The sequence below is a fragment of the Streptomyces sp. NPDC085946 genome (genome assembly GCF_044540485.1).
In the GTDB taxonomy this organism is placed as follows: domain Bacteria; phylum Actinomycetota; class Actinomycetes; order Streptomycetales; family Streptomycetaceae; genus Streptomyces.
In genome coordinates this window covers 18,691-36,715 of the sequence record NZ_JBITSF010000034.1, presented here as the reverse complement: position 1 = coordinate 36,715, position 18,025 = coordinate 18,691, and the positions used below count along the sequence as shown (strand labels likewise).

At 74.5% G+C, this 18,025-nt stretch carries 15 protein-coding genes; 10 read left to right on the top strand and 5 right to left on the bottom strand.

The features are described 5' to 3' along the window. The first annotated feature begins 41 nt into the window (after nucleotides 1–41). Genes ACIF8T_RS36945 through ACIF8T_RS36935 form a run of 3 tightly spaced genes read left to right on the top strand, consistent with a single transcriptional unit; the run spans nucleotide 42 to nucleotide 3,028 of the window. Nucleotides 42–1,349, top strand: a complete 1,308-nt coding sequence (locus ACIF8T_RS36945; RefSeq protein WP_400041416.1) for an ABC transporter substrate-binding protein — start codon at nucleotides 42–44, stop codon at nucleotides 1,347–1,349. Beyond that, nucleotides 1,324–2,211: a carbohydrate ABC transporter permease gene (locus ACIF8T_RS36940; protein ID WP_400041414.1), complete on the top strand. Its 888-nt coding sequence runs from the start codon at nucleotides 1,324–1,326 to the stop codon at nucleotides 2,209–2,211. The genes ACIF8T_RS36945 and ACIF8T_RS36940 overlap by 26 nt, the downstream gene beginning before the upstream one ends. A 1-nt stretch (nucleotide 2,212) precedes the next feature. Continuing rightward, nucleotides 2,213–3,028, top strand: a complete 816-nt coding sequence (locus tag ACIF8T_RS36935) for a carbohydrate ABC transporter permease (RefSeq protein WP_400041412.1) — start codon at nucleotides 2,213–2,215, stop codon at nucleotides 3,026–3,028. A gap of 37 nt (nucleotides 3,029–3,065) precedes the next feature. Here the strand turns inward: ACIF8T_RS36935 and ACIF8T_RS36930 are convergent, their stop codons facing one another. Further along, nucleotides 3,066–4,079, bottom strand: coding sequence for a LacI family DNA-binding transcriptional regulator (locus ACIF8T_RS36930; RefSeq protein ID WP_400041410.1), 1,014 nt, complete (start codon nucleotides 4,077–4,079; stop codon nucleotides 3,066–3,068). 115 nt (nucleotides 4,080–4,194) lie between these two features. On the opposite strand from ACIF8T_RS36930, the gene ACIF8T_RS36925 reads away from it, so the two are divergent. The 5 genes from ACIF8T_RS36925 (at nucleotide 4,195) to ACIF8T_RS36905 (ending at nucleotide 10,039) form a co-directional block, all read left to right on the top strand. Then, nucleotides 4,195–5,991 carry a protein kinase gene (locus ACIF8T_RS36925; RefSeq protein ID WP_400041409.1) on the top strand — a complete coding sequence of 599 codons (1,797 nt, stop codon included), beginning with the start codon at nucleotides 4,195–4,197 and terminating at the stop codon, nucleotides 5,989–5,991. A gap of 388 nt (nucleotides 5,992–6,379) precedes the next feature. Then, nucleotides 6,380–7,201: an ABC transporter permease gene (locus ACIF8T_RS36920; RefSeq protein WP_400041450.1), complete on the top strand. Its 822-nt coding sequence runs from the start codon at nucleotides 6,380–6,382 to the stop codon at nucleotides 7,199–7,201. A gap of 62 nt (nucleotides 7,202–7,263) precedes the next feature. Continuing rightward, entirely contained in the window at nucleotides 7,264–8,313 is a 1,050-nt protein-coding gene (locus ACIF8T_RS36915) for an ABC transporter substrate-binding protein (RefSeq protein ID WP_400041407.1), read from the top strand. Further along, complete coding sequence (locus ACIF8T_RS36910) at nucleotides 8,300–9,118, top strand: ABC transporter ATP-binding protein (protein ID WP_400041405.1); 819 nt, start codon at nucleotides 8,300–8,302, stop codon at nucleotides 9,116–9,118. The genes ACIF8T_RS36915 and ACIF8T_RS36910 overlap by 14 nt, the downstream gene beginning before the upstream one ends. A 36-nt stretch (nucleotides 9,119–9,154) precedes the next feature. After that, nucleotides 9,155–10,039 (top strand): TauD/TfdA dioxygenase family protein, encoded by an 885-nt coding sequence (locus ACIF8T_RS36905; RefSeq protein WP_400041404.1) that lies wholly within the window; start codon nucleotides 9,155–9,157, stop codon nucleotides 10,037–10,039. Nucleotides 10,040–10,151: 112 nt separating this feature from the next. Here ACIF8T_RS36905 and ACIF8T_RS36900 read toward each other — a convergent pair whose 3' ends face one another. Continuing rightward, nucleotides 10,152–11,726: a glycerol-3-phosphate dehydrogenase/oxidase gene (locus tag ACIF8T_RS36900; protein WP_400041402.1), complete on the bottom strand. Its 1,575-nt coding sequence runs from the start codon at nucleotides 11,724–11,726 to the stop codon at nucleotides 10,152–10,154. Beyond that, nucleotides 11,723–12,322, bottom strand: coding sequence for a TetR/AcrR family transcriptional regulator (locus ACIF8T_RS36895; RefSeq protein ID WP_400041400.1), 600 nt, complete (start codon nucleotides 12,320–12,322; stop codon nucleotides 11,723–11,725). The genes ACIF8T_RS36900 and ACIF8T_RS36895 overlap by 4 nt, the downstream gene beginning before the upstream one ends. A 72-nt stretch (nucleotides 12,323–12,394) precedes the next feature. Here ACIF8T_RS36895 and ACIF8T_RS36890 point away from each other — a divergent pair, with 72 nt between their 5' ends. Both ACIF8T_RS36890 and ACIF8T_RS36885 read left to right on the top strand, forming a co-directional pair. Then, entirely contained in the window at nucleotides 12,395–13,990 is a 1,596-nt protein-coding gene (locus ACIF8T_RS36890; protein WP_400041399.1) for an FAD-binding oxidoreductase, read from the top strand. Between the two features lie 43 nt (nucleotides 13,991–14,033). Further along, on the top strand, nucleotides 14,034–14,915 hold the full coding sequence (locus ACIF8T_RS36885) for a diacylglycerol/lipid kinase family protein (protein WP_400041398.1): 882 nt from the start codon (nucleotides 14,034–14,036) through the stop codon (nucleotides 14,913–14,915). 85 nt (nucleotides 14,916–15,000) lie between these two features. Here the strand turns inward: ACIF8T_RS36885 and ACIF8T_RS36880 are convergent, their stop codons facing one another. Further along, complete coding sequence (locus ACIF8T_RS36880; RefSeq protein WP_400041396.1) at nucleotides 15,001–15,936, bottom strand: SDR family oxidoreductase; 936 nt, start codon at nucleotides 15,934–15,936, stop codon at nucleotides 15,001–15,003. A 198-nt stretch (nucleotides 15,937–16,134) separates the two neighbouring features. Then, a complete protein-coding gene (locus ACIF8T_RS36875; RefSeq protein ID WP_400041394.1) occupies nucleotides 16,135–17,976 on the bottom strand; it encodes a glycoside hydrolase family 15 protein in 1,842 nt (613 codons plus the stop codon). Nucleotides 17,977–18,025: the final 49 nt, after the last annotated feature.

The following is an 18,025-nucleotide window of genomic DNA, read 5'->3' as shown; positions in this document are numbered from 1 at the left end:
CCCACCTCCCCCTTCCCACCGCACCCAGCTGGAGCCCTTCCATGTCCCTCTCCCGCACACTCGACAGACGGGCCGCCCTGCGCCTGTTCGCCGGCGCCGGCCTCGGCCTGACCGCCGCCGCCTGCGCCGGACCCGGCGGCTCGGGCTCCGGCCCGTCCTCCGGCGGCTCGCCCTCCGCGCTCGCCACCGGCGGCGCGGTCAAGGGCACGGTCTCCTTCGCCCACTGGCGGGCCGAGGACAAGGCCGTCCTGGCCGAGCTCGTCGCCGCGTTCACCCGGCAGCACCCCGACGCCGCCGTCACCCAGGACATCTCCCCCTCCGCCGACTACCAGTCGACCGCCCTGCGCAGGATCCGCGGGTCGAAGACCGGCGACGTGTTCACCGCCTTCCGCGGCGCGCAGTTCGAGCAGCTCGTCAAGGCCGGTGTGTACGCCCCGCTCACCGGCACCCCGCTGGTGGACGCCTACCAGAAGAACCTCATCGGCCCCGGCACCCGCGAAGGGGTCGTGTACGGGCTGCCCTACCAGCTGGTGTTCAACATGCCGCTGGCCAACACCGACGCGCTCGACAAGGCGGGGCACACCTCGGCACCCCGCGACTGGGACGGCTTCCTCCAGCTCCTCGACGACCTCAAGTCCAAGGGCTACACGCCGATCGCCTGGCCGGGCGGGGACTCGGCCAACGCCGGGCAGCTGCTCAACGTCATGGTCATGAACAACGCGCCCGGCGACGACGCCTTCACCCGGATCGAGTCGGGCCGGTACAAGGTGACCGACGACTGGTTCCTCACCACGCTGCGGCAGTACGCCGAGCTGACGCCGTACTTCCAGGCCCGCGCGACCGGCTCCAGCACCGACGCCGTCACCCAGTTGTTCGCGCAGGGCAGGGCCGGTCTGCTCGCGACGGGCTCCTTCCAGATGGCGGGCGTCCGCGCGCTCGGCGCGAAGTTCCCCTTCGACCTGGTCGCGCCCATCACCACCACCGCGGCCGAGGCCCGGTACGAGGGCGTCTTCAACACCACGTTCATCCTCGGCGTGAACAGCGCCTCCACCGTGCAGCCGGCCGCGTACGCCTTCCTGGAGTTCCTCAGCGACCCGGAGCACGCCGGCCGCTACGCCGACGGCACCGGCCAGCACGTCACGGTGGACGGCGTCGAGTACACCAACGCCGACCTGAAGGCGGTCTCACCCTGGCTGAAGCGCAAGACCCTGCTCGCGCCGCGCTTCCAGTTCCTCGACCTCGACATCCGTACGGCGGTGGAGAACGCCACGGTGGCGGTCGTCGGCGGCACCGAGCCGGAGCGGGCGGCCGAGGAGGCACAGCGTGTCATCGACCAGAAGCGCGCGTAGCCGGCGTGCGACGCGGGCACTGTGGTTCTTCCCGGTGCCCGCGCTGGCCCTGTACCTGTTCTTCTTCGCCTACCCGACCGTGCAGGCGGCCCAGTACGCGCTCACCGACTGGGACGGCTACAGCACCTCCTACCACACCGTCGGCCTGGACAACTTCACCCGGCTCGCCACCGGCGACGACGTGTTCCGCAACGCGGCGGAGAACAACCTGAAGCTGACCGTCACGGTCGTCCTCGCCCAGACGGCGCTGGCCCTGCTCCTCGCCCTGTACCTGGTGCGCACCACGAGGGCCTCCGTCTTCCTGCGGGCCCTGTTCTTCCTGCCGACCGTGCTGTCGTCGGTGTCGGTGGCCTTCGTGTGGCGGTTCGTCTACGACCCCGACGGCGGGCTGCTCAACTCGCTGCTGCGCGCGGCCGGCCTGGACGCGGCGCAGTCCGTGTACCTGGGCGACCCCGGCAAGGCGGTGTTCTGGCTGGCGCTGACCCAGGTGTGGTTCCACGCCGGGCAGATGATGGTGGTCTACATCGCCGGGCTCCAGGCGATCCCGCGCGAGCTGTACGAGGCCGCCGAGCTGGACGGGGCGGGGCGGGCCGCGCGCTTCCGCCACATCACCTGGCCGCTGGTGGCCCCGGCCACCGGCATCGTGCTGGCCTACACCACGGTGCAGTCGTTCAAGGCGTTCGACCTCGTGCTCGGTCTCGGCGGCAATCCCCCGAACCCGGCGCTCGACCTGCTCTCGACCCGGATCTACACCACCTTCTCCAACAACCAGTTCGGCTACGCGGCTGCCCAGTCCCTGGTGTTCATGCTGCTCATCGCGCTGCTCACCTGGGTGCAGCGGCGCGCGCTACGGAGAACCTGACGTGCTGCACAAGACCGTACGCCCCCTGCTGCTCCTGCTCGGAGCGGCCCTCGTCGTCGTCCCCCTGCTCGTCGTGGTGTTCGGCAGCTTCAAGAGCCTGCCGCAGCTGTTCGACGCGCCCCTCGCGCCTCCCGGGTCGCCGGACCTGGGCAACTACCGCCGGGCGGTGCGGGAGGGCGGGCTGGGCACGGCGTTCCGCAACAGCCTGGTCGTCACGGCGGGCGGCGTGCTGTCGACCCTGGTCGTGGCGGCGCTCGCGGCGTTCTTCTGCGCCCGGGTGCCGGGACGGGCGGGCTGGGCGGTGTTCGGCGTCCTCGTCGCGGGCCTGGCCGTGCCGGCGCAGGCGGCGATCGTGCCCCAGTACGTGCTGTTCGACCGGCTGGGCCTGACCGACAGCCTGCTCGGGCTGATCCTCGTCGAGACCACGATGACGCTGCCGACCGCGGTCTTCATCCTGGGCAGCTTCCTGCGCACCGTCCCGGAGGAGCTGTACGAGGCCGCCGAGCTGGACGGGGCGGGACCGCTGCGCGCCTTCGTGTCGATCGCCCTGCCCCTGACCAGGCCGGCGCTGGCCACCACGGGCATCTTCCTGTTCGTCATGGACTGGAACGACCTGCTCTACCCGCTGCTGTTCATCCGCTCCCAGGAGCACCGCACCCTGCCGCTGGCCCTGCTCGACTTCCAGGGCGAGTTCCTGACGCAGTACCCGCTGCTGTTCGCGGGGGTGGTCATCGCGTCGGCGCCGGTGGTCGTCGTCTACCTGCTGCTGCAGAGGTACTTCGTGTCGGGGATGACGGCGGGGGCCGTCCGCGGCTGACGCGGGCCGGGCCGCCGGGGTGCGGCGGGGCGGGCGCTCAGGTACTGGCCCGCACGACGAGTTCGTGGCCGGCCAGCAGGACCGCGGGCGTGCCCGTGCGGGCCTCCGGCCGCTGCACCCGGTCGAGCAGGGCCGTGAGGGCGAGCCGCGCCAGCTCCCGCTTGTCGGGGGCGACGGTGGTGAGCGGCGGCGCCGTGTAGCGGGCCTCCTCCACGTCGTCGAAGCCGACGACGGCGACGTCCCCCGGGACGTCCAGCCCGCGCTCGCGCACGGCGTGCAGCGCGCCCTCGGCGAGCGCGTCGGCGAAGCAGAACACGCCGTCGGGCGGCTCGGGCAGGTCGAGCAGGGCCCGCATGGCCCGCGCGCCGTCCGCCCGGTGGTAGGCGTCGACGGCGGGGGCGTACGCCTCGTCGTAGACGAGCCCGGCGGCGGCCAGGCCCTGGCGGAAGCCCGCCAGCCGGGTGGCCGAGGTGGCCGCGTGCGGCACGGTCTGCCGGCCGATCGCGGCGATCCGGCGCCTGCCCCGGGACAGCAGGTGGGCGGTCGCCTCCCGCGCCGCGGCGGTGTTGTCGATGGTGACGTGCGGACAGGCCAGTGCGTGCACGCGCTCGCCGAGCAGCACGAGGGGGGTGCGGGCCGCCGCCCGCGAGGCGGCCGCGTCGTCCAGGGCGAGCGGGCTGAGGATGACGCCGTCGACCAGCGGGTCGGTCCGGCCCAGAGCCAGTTCCAGCTCCACCTCCGGGCGCCCGCCGGTGGCCTCCACGAGCAGGGTGCAGTCGCGCGCGGCGGCCTGGCGCAGCAGGTGCGAGGCGAGTTCCGCGAAGTACGGCATGGTCAGCTCGGGCACGGCCAGCAGCAGCACCCCGCTGCGGCCGGTGCGCAGCCGCCGTGCCGCGGTGTTCGGGCGGTAGCCGAGCTCCTCGACGGCCCGCATGACCCGCTCGCGGGTGGCTTCCGAGAACCGCCCGGTGCCGCGGACGACGTTGGAGACCGTCCGCATGGACACACCGGCTCGTTCCGCCACCTCTTTGAGCCCGATCGCCTCGTCCACCGGGCTCACCCTATAGACCCGCGGCACGCCCCGCGGACCCCCGCCCGTACGCCCGCCGTCACGGCGGCCGGGGCCGGGCCGCCCGGTGTCACCCCGGTCTCGTAAGCTCCGGGCCATGAGCGAGGGGGAGCCCGGCAGACGGGTGATCGACGGCCGGTTCGAGCTTCAGGCGCGGCTCGGCGGCGGGGGCATGGGCACGGTGTGGCGGGCGCGCGACGTCGTCCTGGACCGGGCCGTCGCCCTGAAGGAGGTGCGCCCGCCGGACCCGGGGCTCGCCGAGTACGACCCGCAGGCCGCGGCGCTGCTGCGGGCCCGCGTGCTGCGCGAGGCCCGGGCGCTGGCCCGTGTCCAGCACCCGAACGTCGTCACCATCCACCACGTCGTGGACGGCGACGCGTACGCCTATCCCTGGCTCGTCATGGAACTGGTCACCGGCGGTTCGCTCGCCGACCGGCTCGCCCGCGGCCCGATGGAACCGCGCGAGGCCGCCCGGCTGGGCCGTGAGGTGCTCGGCGCGCTGCGCGCCGCGCACGCGGCGGGGATCCAGCACCGGGACGTGAAGCCCGCGAACGTCCTGCTGCGCGCCGACGGGCGCCCCGTGCTCACCGACTTCGGCATCGCGGCGATCCGCGAGTCGGCCACCCTGACCGCCACCGGATCGGTCATCGGCACACCCGACTACATGGCCCCGGAGCGCATCACCGGCGGCGACGGCGGCCCGGAGTCCGACCTGTGGTCGCTCGCGATGATGCTGTACGTCGCCGTCGAGGGCGACCATCCGCTGCGCAGGGGGAACACGCTGGCGACCCTGGCGGCCGTCCTGAACGAGGAGCTGCCGCCGCCCCGCCGGGCCGGTGTGCTGCGGCCCCTGCTCGACGCGGTCCTGGTCAAGGACCCCGCCCGGCGGCCGGACGCGGCCGTCGTCGACGCGATGCTCGCCGAGGCCGCCGAGGGCCCGGCGCCGGACCCGCGCGGGCCGGGGGCCGCGGACGCCGGGACGGACTCGTTCCGCCTCCCGCCGCCGGCCGCGCGGCCCGCCGGTCCGGTGCCGTGGCCGGGACCGCTTCCGCACACCGCGCCGACGCCTGCCTCCCCGTCCTCGCCGTACGCGGCGTACCCGCCGTCCCCGGGCGCGTACGCCGTGCGGGACACCCCGCCGGTCGGCGAGCCGCGGGACCACGCCCCGGGCGGTGCGGCCACGGTGGCCGGGCGCCGTACTCCCGGGGAGCGGGCCCGGCGGCGGGGCCTCGCCGCCGGCGCGTCGGTCGCCTCGGCGGTGCTGGCCGGAGCGCTGGTGTGGACGTTCCTGCCCGACGGCGGCGACTCCGGGGGCGGCACGTCGCCGGGCGCGGTCGCGAGCGGTTCCCGTACGCCCGCCGCGACGGGCACGCCCGGCGTGCCCGCGGGCTCCGGCACCTCCGCCGGCCCGGCGGACTCCGCCGAGGACGCGGAGGACCTGCTGACCCCGGACGGCATCCGCACCGCCGTGGCGGCGATCGAGGCCGAGACGGGCACCGACCGGATGTCCAGCCTCGTCGTCTATCCGCAGTACGTCTCGGCCAACGTCATGGTCGACGGCAGCAAGTCCCGCTACGACTCGTGGACCTACCGGCCCGGGGAAGGGGCGAAGAAGGGCATCATCAGCGGCTCGGTGACCTCCCTGGAAAGCCCGTTCCGCGCGGGCGACTTCGACTGGGACGCCGTTCCCGCCCTGTTCGAGCGGGCGGAGAAGGAACTGAACGTCAAGGACGCCACCTCGCGGTACCTCGTGGTGAGGGGAGCCGACCCGACCTTCGGCACTCCGAAGGGCATGTCGGCCTACCTCTCCGACAAGTACAGCCAGACCGGCTACCTGACGGCGGACCACACGGGCAAGGTGACCAAGGTGATGCCCAACGAGCAGGAGGACTGACGCTCCTTCCCGCCCCTCGGTCCTCCCGCGTTCCAGAAAGTGGACGCCCCTTGGTGCCGAGCCGGGGCTGCGGTAGAAAGAGGCCATGATTCCCGAGCTCTTGGTGCGACGCCTGGTCATCGACCTGTGCCGACGCGCGGGCTCGTGTTGTTGTTGATCTAGCCTTTCTCCGACGCGCCCCGCCGTCCGGTGACCTCACCCGGCGGGCGCGGTTCCCGCACCCCCTCGCCGGGTGCGCTCTCCGCTTCGTTCAGCATCACTCACGCTCGGGGCCGGCCGCCCCTGTCGGTCGACGGCAGCCGCTCATGTCCCGGCGCCCCCTGGAGGACGCCACGTGTCCACGACTTCTCGTCTGTCCGAACCCGATACCCCGGCGGCACCCGCCGACGTGCCGCCCGAACCCCGCCCGCCCGCGGGGAAGACGGGGGCGCGTCTCCGCCCCGTCGCACTGCCGGCCGGCTCGCTGCTGCTGTTCCTCGTCCTGTGGCAGCTGCTCGCGGCGAGCGGCACGTGGAGCGAGACCCTGGTCCCGCCGCCGGCCAAGGTGTGGGACGCGTTCGTCACCGTCTCCACCACGCACGACGGCGTGCGGGGCTACAACGGCACCTACCTGATCGAGCACTTGGGCATCAGCCTGCGCCGCATCGCGGTCGGAGCCGGCCTCGGCATCGCGCTCGGGGTGCTGTTCGGGCTGCTCATGGGCACCGTCGGCTGGGTGCGTTCGCTGTTCGAGCCCTGGATCACCTTCCTGCGGACGCTGCCGCCGCTGGCGTACTTCTCGCTGCTCATCATCTGGCTGGGCATCAACGAGGAGCCGAAGGTCACGCTGCTGGCGGTGGCCGCCTTCCCGCCGGTGGCGGTGTCCACCACCACCGCGGTCGCGGCCGTGCCGAAGAGCCTGGTCGAGGCGGCCCGGGCGCTCGGCGCGTCACGGTGGGACGTCGTCAAGGACGTCGTCGTGCCGTCCGCCCTGCCGGAGACGCTCACCGGGGTGCGGCTCGCGGTCGGGGTCGCCTACTCCTCCCTCGTCGCCGCCGAGCTGGTCAACGGCCTGCCCGGCATCGGCGGCATGGTCAAGGACGCCGCCAACTACAACAACACCCCGGTGGTGCTCGTCGGCATCGTCGCCATCGGCGTCTCCGGCCTGATCATCGACGGCCTGCTGCTGCGGCTGGAACGCGCGGTCGTGCCGTGGCGTGGCCGCGCGTGAGATCAGCGTCCCCCTCGTCCTCCTCGTTCTCCCCCTCCCCTTTGCACAGAAACGGCTCCGCCATGTCCCGTGTCCCGCAAGGCCCGTCCCGCCGTCTCCTCCTCGCCGGTGCCCTGGCCGCCGTCTCCGCGGCCGTCACCGGTTGCTCCTCGGACAGCGAGGCGTCGGCGTCCGGCTCCAAGCGGCTGCGCATCGGCTACTTCGCCTTCCCCAGCGGCGACTTGATCGTGAAGAACAGGAAGCTGCTGGAGAAGGCGCTCCCGGACCACACGATCACCTGGATCAAGTTCGACTCCGGCGCCAGCGTGAACCAGGCCTTCCTCGGCAAGTCCCTCGACATCGCCGCGCTGGGCTCCAGCCCGTTCGCGCGCGGGGTGTCCGGCAGTTCGCCGATCCCGTACAAGGTGGCGTGGATCCTGGACGTCGCGGGGGAGAACGAGGCCCTGGTGGTGCGCAAGGCCACCGGGATCACCGAGGTCGCCGGGCTGAAGGGGAAGACGATCGGCACGCCGTTCGCCTCCACCTCGCACTACAGCCTGCTGGCGGCGCTGGAGACGGCCGGCCTCAAGACCTCCGACGTCAAGCTCGTCGACCTCCAGCCGCAGGCCGTCCTCGCCGCCTGGCAGCGCGGCGACATCGACGCCGCCTACGTGTGGCTGCCGACCCTGGACGAGCTGCGCAAGACCGGCACCCAGCTCACCAGCAGCAAGGAGATCGGCGGGGCGGGCAAGCCGACCCTCGACCTGGCCGTCGTCTCCGACGACCTGATCGCCCGGGACCCGCAGGCCATCGCCGCCTGGCGCAGCGCGGAGGCCGAGGCCCTGCGCCTGCTCGCGTCCGACCCGGACGGTTCCGTCGAGGCCGTCGCCGCCGAGCTCGGCATCAGCGCCGCGGACGCCAGGGCGCAGCTGAAGCAGGGGGTGTTCCTCACTCCGGAGCAGGTGGTCTCCGCCGACTGGCTGGGCACCGAGGACGGCCCGGGCAAGCTGCTGACGTACGTCACCGACACCGGCCGGTTCCTGGCCGGCCAGCAGCAGATCGACGCCGCGCCGTCCGAGGACGCCGTCCGCAAGGCCTTCTACCTCCAGGGGCTGTCCGATGTCCTCAAGTGAGATCACCGCGGCCCGGGACGGGGACTCCTCCGCGCCCGCCGGAGCCGTCCGCCTCGACCGGGTCACCCACCGGTACGGGCGGGGCGGCGAGACGTTCACCGCCGTCGGGCCGGTCGACCTGACCGTTCCGGCCGGGGAGTTCCTGGTGCTGGTGGGCGCCTCCGGCTGCGGCAAGAGCACGCTGCTGCGGCTGATCGCCGGCTTCGAACAGCCCACCCAGGGCTCGGTGCGGGTCTCCGGCGCCGAGCCGCGGCCCGGCCGGGCGGCCGGCGTGGTGTTCCAGACACCGCGGCTGTTCCCGTGGCGCACCGTGCGGGGCAACATCGACCTGGCGCTGCGGTACGCGGGGGTGGACCGCGCCCAGTGGGCCGAGCGCCGGGCGGAGTTGCTGGCCCGGGTCGGTCTGGAGGGCACCGAGACGCGGCGGATCTGGGAGATCTCCGGCGGCCAGCAGCAGCGCGTCGCCATCGCCCGGGCGCTCGCCGCCGAGAACCCGCTCTTCCTGCTGGACGAGCCGTTCGCGGCGCTGGACGCGCTGACCCGGGAGCGGCTCCAGGAGGACGTCCGGCGGGTCACCGACCGGACCGGGCGGACCACGGTGTTCGTGACGCACTCCGCGGACGAGGCGGTGTTCCTCGGTTCCCGCATCGTCGTGCTGACCAGGAGTCCGGGGACCGTGGCCCTGGACCTGCCGATCACCCTGCCGCGCGGCGACGTCGACGCCGAGGAGCTGCGCGGCTCCCCCGAGTTCGCCGAGCTGCGCGCGCGGGTCTCCCACGCCGTCAAGGCCGCCGCCGCGGCCTGACCTACGTACACGGATCACAGGAAAGGAACGACACACGTGAGCATTCTGAGCGAGCGGCCCGCCGTGACCGAGCTGCCGATCGTCGAACTCGGCCCGCACTTCGGTGCCGAGATCCACGGCATCGACCTCGGGCGTCTCGACGACGACCAGGTCCTCGCGCTGCGCGAGGCCCTGGTGCGGTACAAGGTGCTGTTCGTGCGCGGCCAGCACGGCCTGGACGACGCCGCGCAGATCGAGTTCGGCCGGCGCCTGGGCGAGGTCACCGTCGGGCATCCCGTCCACGACTCCGGTGACGTGGCCCCCGAGGTGTACTCCTTGGACAGCCAGGACAACGGGTTCGCCGACGTGTGGCACACGGACGTGACGTTCGTCCGGCGGCCCCCGGCGATCTCCGTGCTGCGGGCCGTGGTGCTGCCGCCCAACGGCGGCGACACCAACTGGGCCGACAGCCAGCTCGCCTACGAGTCGCTGTCGCCGGGCCTGCGGGCGTACGTCGACACGCTCACCGCCGTGCACGACGGCACCCGCGAGTTCGGCTACTACCTGGCCCAGCGCCGGCAGGGCCGCGGCAACCTGTGGGAGGGCGAGGTGTTCACCCAGCTGACGCCGGTGGAGCACCCGGTGGTGCGGGTGCACCCCGAGAGCGGCCGCAAGGGCCTGTTCGTGAACCCCGGGTTCACCTCGCACATCGTGGGCGTCTCGGAGCACGAGAGCCGCGGCATCCTCGACATCCTGTACGCCCACCTCACCAAGCCCGAGCACGTCGTGCGGCACCGCTGGCAGCCGGGTGACGTCGCGCTGTGGGACAACCGCAGCACGGCCCACTACGCCAACCGGGACTACGGCGACCAGCACCGCGTCATGCACCGCATCACGCTGGCCGGGGACACGCCGGTCGGGCCCGGGGGCGCTGCCGGCTGACCCGGGCGCAGGGGCCCGGCGCGGGGGGCGCCGCCGGGCCCCGCTCCGGTGCGGCAGCCGTCGGTGCGGGGCGGGGACGCGGCCGGGCGCCGCCCCGCGCCGCCCGGTGTTCTCAGCCGGTGCCGCTCGCGACCCCGAGGATGCCGGCGGCGGCCGTGCGGGCCGCCTCGCGGTCCTGCGGGACCAGGCCGATGCGGGTGCGCCGGTCCAGGAGGTCGGACGCGTCGAGGGCGCCCTCGTGGCGGACGGCCCACAGGAGTTCGGCTCCGGTGACCGGGTGGCCGGGGACGACGGGCCGGCCCAGTTCCGGGTCGGAGAGGGCGAGCGCGTGGACGGCCGGGGCCTCGGTGCCGTAGCGGTGGACGAGGCGGCGGGGCGCGTCGACGGCGGCGAGGGCGGCCCGGCCGGCGGCGCCGACGAGCGGCAGGGCGGTGGTGCGGCACGGGCCGGCGGTGAGGGCGCGTGCGGCGACGGCGGCGTCGACGGCGTCCTGCGCCATGCGCCGGTAGGTGGTGAGCTTGCCGCCGATGACGGTGACGACGCCGTCGGGCGAGGTGAGCACCGCGTGCCGGCGGGAGAGGTCGGCGGTGCGGCCGGGGCCCGCCGTGCCGGAGGTGTCGAGCAGGGGGCGCAGCCCGGCGAACGCCCCGACGACGTCGTCGCGTCGCAGGGTGGTGTCGAGGGCGGAGCCGAGGACGTCGAGCAGGAAGCCGATGTCGGTCTCGGGTGCCTCCGGCACGTCGGGGACGTCGCCGTCCACGGGTTCGTCGGTGAGGCCGACGTAGACCCGGCCGTCGCCCTGGGGCAGGACGAGCACGAAGCGGTTGCTCTCCCCCGGGACCGGTATGTGCAGGCCGGCGGCCGGGTCGCCGAGGGCGTCGGAGCGCAGGACGAGGTGGGTGCCGCGGGAGGGCCGCAGCCGGATGCCGTCGACGAGTCCGGCGGCCCAGACGCCGGTGGCGTTGACGACGGCGCGGGCCCGGATGTCCAGTTCGGTGCCGGTGAGTTCGTCCCGGACCCGGGCGCCGGAGCCGTCCAGGGTGAGCGCGCGGGCGCGGGTGAGGATCCGGGCGCCGTGCGCGGCGGCGGTGCGGGCGACGGCCGTGACGAGGCGGGCGTCGTCGCTGAGCCGGCCGTCCCAGGAGAGCAGTCCGCCGCGCAGTCCGGTGGGGCGCAGGGCGGGGGCCATGTGCCGGGTCTCGACGGCGCTGAGGGCGCGCGGGGCGGGCAGGGTGGCGCGTGAGGTGCCGGCGGCGGCGCGCAGCAGGTCGCCGGCCCGCAGCCCGGCCCGGGCGAGTGCGGCCTGTCCGGGCGGGACGAGCGGGGTGAGGGGCAGGACGAACGGCTGGGCGCGCACCAGGTGGGGCGCGGTGCGTTCCATGAGGACGCCGCGTTCGACGGCGCTCTCGCGGGCGACGCCGAGCTGTCCGCTCGCGAGGTAGCGCAGGCCGCCGTGGACGAGCTTGGAGCTCCAGCGGGAGGTGCCGAACGCGAGGTCGTGGGCGTCGATCGCGGCGACGCTCAGGCCGCGGGCGGCGGCGTCGAGGGCGGTTCCGGCGCCGGTGGCGCCGAGGCCGACGACGAGGACGTCGACGTGGGCCCCGTCGGCGAGCTCGGCGAGTTCCCGGGCGCGGCGCCCGGCGTTGAGCGAGGAGGCGGCCGGGCGGGGGCCGGGACTGCTGCTCATGGGGTGAGGGTCCTCTCCAGGAGGGTGCGCAGCTCTTCCAGGAAGGCGGCGTCGGTGAGTTCGGGGTCGGACGCGTCGGTCATCGTGCGCAGCGAGAGCGTGAAGGACTGCACGACCAGGAGCAGGGCACGGGCCTGGCGGTCGACGGGGGCGCGGCGCACGGATCCGTCGGCGTGCCCTTCGCGCAGGGCGCCGGCGATGAGTCCGAGGAGGGCGTCCTGGCTGGCGCCGCGGCGGTCGAGCACGTACGGCAGGAGCAGTTCGGGGTCGACGTCGAGGATCTTGTGGAAGAGGGGGTGGGCGCGGAAGGCGGCGACTCCGGCGACCAGTCCGCCGACGATCCGGGCCCGGCTCGTGGCGGTGGGGTCGGGGGCGGGCATGGCGTCGACGGCGAGCGCGATCCACTCCCTGGTCATGAGGTCGCCGACCAGGGTCCGTACGTCGGGCCAGCGGCGGTAGAGCGTCATCCGGGACACACCGGCGCGCCGGGCCACGTCGGTGAGAGTGGTCCGGCGTACGCCGACGGCGAGGACGCAGTCGCGCGCGGCGTCGAGCACCGGGTCCGCGTCCGAATGGTTGTGACGAATGGGCGTCATCTGTCACAGTGTAATGCCAGTGCAGGCCGCCCGGCACGGCGCCCGCGAATCCGACGGTGAGGAACAGCCCAAGTGGACATGGTGTGGAGCGGCTGGGGCGACCCGGCCGAGGCGGCCCCGCTGCCCGACCCGGTGATCGGCCTGCTGCGCGACCTGCTCGGCGTCGCACCGCGCGGGACGGCCCCGGCCCCCCTCGACTCGATCGCCGTACCGGGCTCGCCGCTGACCGGCGAGGCGCGCGAGGCCCTCGCCGCGTGCTGCGGCGGCCCGGCGCACGTGCGCACCGACGCCGAGAGCCGCATCCGGCACACGCGCGGCAAGTCCACGCCCGACCTGCTGCGCATCCGCGCCGGCGAGGTCGACGACGCCCCGGCGGCCGTCGTCCTGCCGGGCAGCCACGACGAGGTCCTGGCCGTCCTGCGGGTGTGCGCCGGGCACGGGCTGGCCGTCGTGCCGTTCGGCGGCGGCACCTCGGTCGTCGGCGGCCTCGCCCCCGAGGGCGAACGCGCCTTCGTCGCCCTGGACCTGCGGCGCATGGACGCGCTCCTCGCGCTCGACGAGGTCTCCCGCACCGCCACGCTCCAGCCCGGGCTGCGCGCCCCGCAGGCCGAGGCGCTCCTCAACCGACGGGGCTTCACCCTGGGCCACTTCCCGCAGTCCTACGAGTGGGCCTCGATCGGCGGCTTCGCCGCGGCCCGCTCCAGCGGCCAGGCGTCGGCGGGGTACGGCCGGTTCGACGAGATGGTCCTCGGCCTGACCGTCGCCACGCCCGAGGGCACGCTGGAGGCCGGCCGCGCGCCGCGCTCGGCGGCGGGCCCCGACCTGCGCCAGCTGGTCCTCGGCTCCGAGGGCGCGCTCGGGGTGATCACCTCGGTGACCGTGCGGATCCGGCCGCTGCCGCAGACGCGGATCTACGAGGGCTGGCGCTTCGCCTCCTTCGAGGCGGGCGCCGCGGCACTGCGCCGGCTCGCCCAGGACGGGCCGCGGCCCACCGTGCTGCGGCTGTCGGACGAGACCGAGACGTTCGTCGGCCTCGCCCAGCCGGACGGGATCGGGCGCGCGGACGCCGCGCCGCCGGCCGGCTGCATGGCGATCGCCGGCTACGAGGGGACCGCCGGGGAGACCGCGGAGCGGCGGGCCCGCACCCGGGAGGTGCTGCTGGCCTGCGGCGGCGAGTTCGCGAGCGAGGCACCGGGCGAGCGCTGGGCCCGCGGCCGGTACAGCGCCCCGTACCTGCGCGACGCGCTGCTGGACGCGGGCGCGTTCGCGGAGACCCTGGAGACCGCGACGTTCTGGTCCGGGATCCCGGCGCTCCACGACGCGGTGCGCCGGGCGCTCACCTCGGCGCTCACCGAGGCGGGCACCCCGCCGCTGGTCATGTGCCACATCTCGCACGTGTACGAGAACGGCGCGTCGCTGTACTTCACCGTGGTCTCGGCCCAGGGCGCGGACCCGGTGGCCCACTGGGCCCCGGCCAAGCGGGCGGCGAACGAGGCGATCCTGGCGGCCGGCGGCACCATCAGCCATCATCACGGCGTCGGGACCGACCACCGGGACTGGTTCGTGCGGGAGGCGGGACCGGTCGGCGTCCGGGTCCTGCAGGCCGTCAAGGCCGCACTCGACCCGTCCGGGATCCTCAACCCGGGCGTGCTCCTCCCCCGCCGCTGACCCGGCTCCGCCCGACCGTCCCTGCCTCCCGAAAGGCGCATCCATGCGACAGTTCACCGCGGTCGTCAATCCCGCCGCAGGCGGTTCCAGCGGCACGGCGGCCCTGCTTCCGCTGGCCCGGCTGCTGAGGGAGGCCGGGGCCGGGCTCGACACGCAGTACAGCCGCAGTCTCGCGCACGCCGGGGACCTCGCACGGCAGGCGGGCGAGCGGGGACGCGTGGTCCTCGCCGTCGGCGGCGACGGCATGGCCGGCCGCGTCGGCGGCGCCCTGAGCGGCACCGGCTCCGTCCTCGGCCTGGTGCCGGCGGGCCGCGGCAACGACTTCGCCCGGGCCCTGGGCCTGCCCGCCGACGCCCCGGCCCTGGCCGACCTGCTGCTGCACGGCGCGCCCCGGCCGGTCGACACCCTCCGCGTCGACTCGGCCGCGCACGCCGGGGTGTCGGTGCTCGGCAGCGTGTACGCGGGGATCGACGCGGTCGCCAACCACCACGCCAACACCACCCGGCTGCTGCGCGGCGCGGCCTCCTACTACGCGGGCGGCCTGCGCGCCGTGGCGACCTGGCGGCCCGCCGCCTACCGCATCACCGTGGACGGGGAGGTCCACGAGCGGCGCGGCTACACGGTGGTGGCGGCCAACTCCGGCTTCTACGGCTTCGGCCGCCGCATCGCCCCCGGCGCCCGGGTCGACGACGGCCTGCTCGACGTCGTCGTGATCCGGCACGCCCCCAAGCGGCTGTTCTTCGCCGTGATGAACGAGCTCAAGACGGGCGAGCACGTCCGGCGCCCCCAGGTGGAGGTGCTGCGGGGCAGGGAGATCCGCATCGAGGCCGACCGGGCCCTCCCCTACGGCGCGGACGGCGAGGTCGACGCGGCGCTGCCGGTGAGCGTGCGGGTCCAGCCGGGAGCCCTCGAGGTGCTGCACTGACCGTACGGGGCCGGCCGGGACCTCGGCGTCCCGCGCCGAGGTCCGGCTTCGGGGGCTCACCGCGGCGGCTGCCCGGCCGGGGAACTCACCGGGGCGGCCGGGACCGCGTGCCCGACACGAAGGACTCCCAGTCGGCGCGGCCGCCGGCGCCCAGCACTCCGACGTCGGCCGCGAGGTCCGCCCGGGGCCGGTCGCGCAGTTCACGCCGGGCGATCCGGCTGACCAGCGCCGGGAAGAGCGGCCTCAGGGGCTGGCACCAGCGCAGCCAGGGCGGCGCGTAGACGTGGTGCGCGCGGTGCGTGATGCCGGTGGCGAGCCAGTCGGCCACCTGGGCGGGGGTGTGGACCCGGCGCGCGAACCACGGCTGGTGGGTGCGCAGGGCCCGCAGGACCGGATGGTCGTCGATGCCGCTGACCATGTCGGTGCCGGTCCAGTGCAGGTAGGCGATGCCGACGGTGACGCCGTCGGGCTCGACCTCGCCGCGCAGCGCCCGGGCGAAGGACTCCACGCCCGCCTTGGAGGCGCAGTACGCGCTCATCATGGGGGCCGAGCCGAACGCGGCGGTCGAGGCGATCTGCAGGAAGTAGCCGCGGGTACGGGTGAGGTGCGGCAGGAAGGCCCGGGCGGTGTTGGCGGCACCGCCCAGGTTCACGTCGACGACCCGCTGCCACAGGTCGGGCGGGGTCCGGTCGAAGGGCCCGCCGACGGCGATGCCCGCGTTGGCCACGACCACGCTGGCCGGACCGAAGTGCTCCTCCACCTGCCGTGCGGCGCGGTCGAGTGCGGCACGGTCGGTGACGTCGGCCTCGATGCACAGGCTCGGGGAGGCCAGCGAGGCCGCCGCCGCGCACAGGGTCCTCTCCTCGCGGCCGAGCAGCGCGACCCGCATCCCGGCGTCGGACAGGCGCCTGGCCAGGGCCTCGCCGACGCCGCGGGCGGCCCCGGTCACGACGGCGACCCGTCCGTGCAGCGGTGTGCCGGCACCGGGTCCGCGTACGGCGGTGCCCGCGATCTCGCGCATCTGGTCCCTCGCTTCCCTCGGCCACCGACGGCGGCACCTCTCTACCGGCATACCTGACATTCGCCCGGGACGCCCGGCTTGGATGTGCGGGACGGGAAGGGGTTCGCCTGCCCGGGGACGGCCGCGGCGGCGGCCCGGGAGGGCGACGGGCGCGCGCTGCCGGACCCGGTCCCCGGCCCGGCCGGCCGCACGCGCGGTCTACCGGGCCCGGTCGAGAGCCGCGTCCAGCGTGATGGCCGCGTCGACGAGGGCGAGGTGGGTGAAGGCCTGCGGGAAGTTGCCCAGTTGGCGGCCCGTGGGGTCGATCTCCTCCGAGTACAGGCCCAGGTGGTTGGCGTACCCCATCATCTTCTCGAACACCAGCCGCGCCTTGTCGGCGCGTCCCGCGCGTGCCAGGGCGTCGACGTACATGAAGGTGCACAGCGAGAAGGTGCCCTCCGCACCGCGCAGGCCGTCGGGGGACGCCTCGGGGTCGTAGCGGTAGACCAGGCTGTCGCTGACCAGTTCCTGTTCCATGGCGTCCAGGGTGGACGTCCACATCGGGTCGTCGGGCGTGAGGAACCCGACCGTCGCCATGCGCAGCAGCGAGGAGTCGAGGACGTCGCCGCCGTAGTGCTGTACGAAGGCCTGCCGTCCCTCGCTCCAGCCCTTGGCCATGACCTGGTCGTAGCACGCGTCGCGGGCGGTGCGCCAGCGGTCGGCGGCGGCCGGCCGGCCGTTCGACCCGGCGAGCCTGAGGGCGCGGTCGAAGGCCACCCACGACATCACGCGGCCGTACGTGAAGTCCTGCCGGCCGCCGCGGGTCTCCCACAGGCCCTCCTCGGCACGGTCCCAGTGGTCGGCCAGCCAGTCGAGGTTCGTCAGCAGCGCGTGCCACCCGCGGTGCCCCACCCGGATCCCGTGCCGGTGCGCGAAGTGGATGCTGTCCAGTGCCTCGCCGTAGATGTCGAGTTGGAGCTGCGCGGCGGCGCCGTTGCCGATGCGCACGGGCGCGGAGCCCGCGTAGCCCTCCCAGTGGTCCAGGGTCTGTTCGTCCAGGTCGGAGGAACCGTCCACCGTGTACATGACGTTCAGCGGGCCGGTGCCGCTCTCGCTGCCGGCGCGTTCCTCGACCCGGTCGGTGAGCCACCGGATGAACGCCCTGGCCTCCTCGGTGAAACCCAGGCCCAACAGGGCGTACACCGAGAAGGAGGCGTCCCGGATCCAGGTGAAGCGGTAGTCCCAGTTGCGCTCGCCGCCCGGGTGCTCGGGGAGCGCCGCCGTCGGGGCGGCCACCACGGCACCGGTGGGCGCGAAGGTCAGCAGCTTCAGCGTGATCGCGGAGCGCTCCACCGTCTCGCGCCACCGCCCGGCGTAGCGCGACTGGCGCAGCCAGGAACGCCAGAACGCCGCCGTCTCGTCGAAGAGTCGGGCGTACCGGGCCGGCCGCATCTCCCCGGGCGGCCCGTCGGCGGCCCATTCCAGGGCCAGTCCGCGCTCCTGTCCGGCTTCCAGGGTCAGGGTGAAGTGCAGGTCGTCACGCCGGTCGGTGAGCAGGTCCAGGAGCCGTTCGTCGTCCGGTTCCCTGATGGGGTGCACGGTCAGCGTGGTGCCGTCCGCCGCGGCGAACACCGCTCCCTGCTCCGAGATGTGCAGCCGGTGCCCCTGCCGCCCGTAGTCGAACCGCGGCGCGACCTCCACCTCGAACGTCATCCTGCCGCGCACGCAGCGGATCATGCGCACCAGCCGGTGGCTCGCCGTGACGGTCCCGCCGGTCACCGGCATGAAGTCGATCACCTCCCCGGCGCCGGCCTCGGTCATGAAGCGGGTGACCAGGATCGCCGTGTCGGGGAGGTACAACTGCTTGGTGGCGTAGGCACGGTGCCTGGGCCGGACCGCGCAGTGCCCGCCCTTGGCCCGGTCCAGCAGCGCGCCGAAGACGCTGGGCGAGTCGAACCGCGGGGCGCAGAACCAGTCGACGTCACCGTCGGTGGTCACCAGCGCCGCGGTCTGCAAGTCGCCGATCAGGCCGTGGTTCTCGATCGGTGGGTAGCCGTCCATCGGGGCGCCCTTCCGGTGTGCGCTTCACCCGAATGTCCTCCGCTCAGCG

Coding starts and splice junctions, on each gene's coding strand:
- ACIF8T_RS36885 (WP_400041398.1), top strand. CDS start 14,034: ATGCGACAGTTCACCGCGGTCGTCAATCCCGCCGCAGGCGGTTCCAGC.
- ACIF8T_RS36900 (WP_400041402.1), bottom strand. CDS start 11,726: ATGAGCAGCAGTCCCGGCCCCCGCCCGGCCGCCTCCTCGCTCAACGCC.
- ACIF8T_RS36915 (WP_400041407.1), top strand. CDS start 7,264: ATGTCCCGTGTCCCGCAAGGCCCGTCCCGCCGTCTCCTCCTCGCCGGT.
- ACIF8T_RS36910 (WP_400041405.1), top strand. CDS start 8,300: ATGTCCTCAAGTGAGATCACCGCGGCCCGGGACGGGGACTCCTCCGCG.
- ACIF8T_RS36880 (WP_400041396.1), bottom strand. CDS start 15,936: ATGCGCGAGATCGCGGGCACCGCCGTACGCGGACCCGGTGCCGGCACA.
- ACIF8T_RS36895 (WP_400041400.1), bottom strand. CDS start 12,322: ATGACGCCCATTCGTCACAACCATTCGGACGCGGACCCGGTGCTCGAC.
- ACIF8T_RS36925 (WP_400041409.1), top strand. CDS start 4,195: ATGAGCGAGGGGGAGCCCGGCAGACGGGTGATCGACGGCCGGTTCGAG.
- ACIF8T_RS36875 (WP_400041394.1), bottom strand. CDS start 17,976: ATGGACGGCTACCCACCGATCGAGAACCACGGCCTGATCGGCGACTTG.
- ACIF8T_RS36945 (WP_400041416.1), top strand. CDS start 42: ATGTCCCTCTCCCGCACACTCGACAGACGGGCCGCCCTGCGCCTGTTC.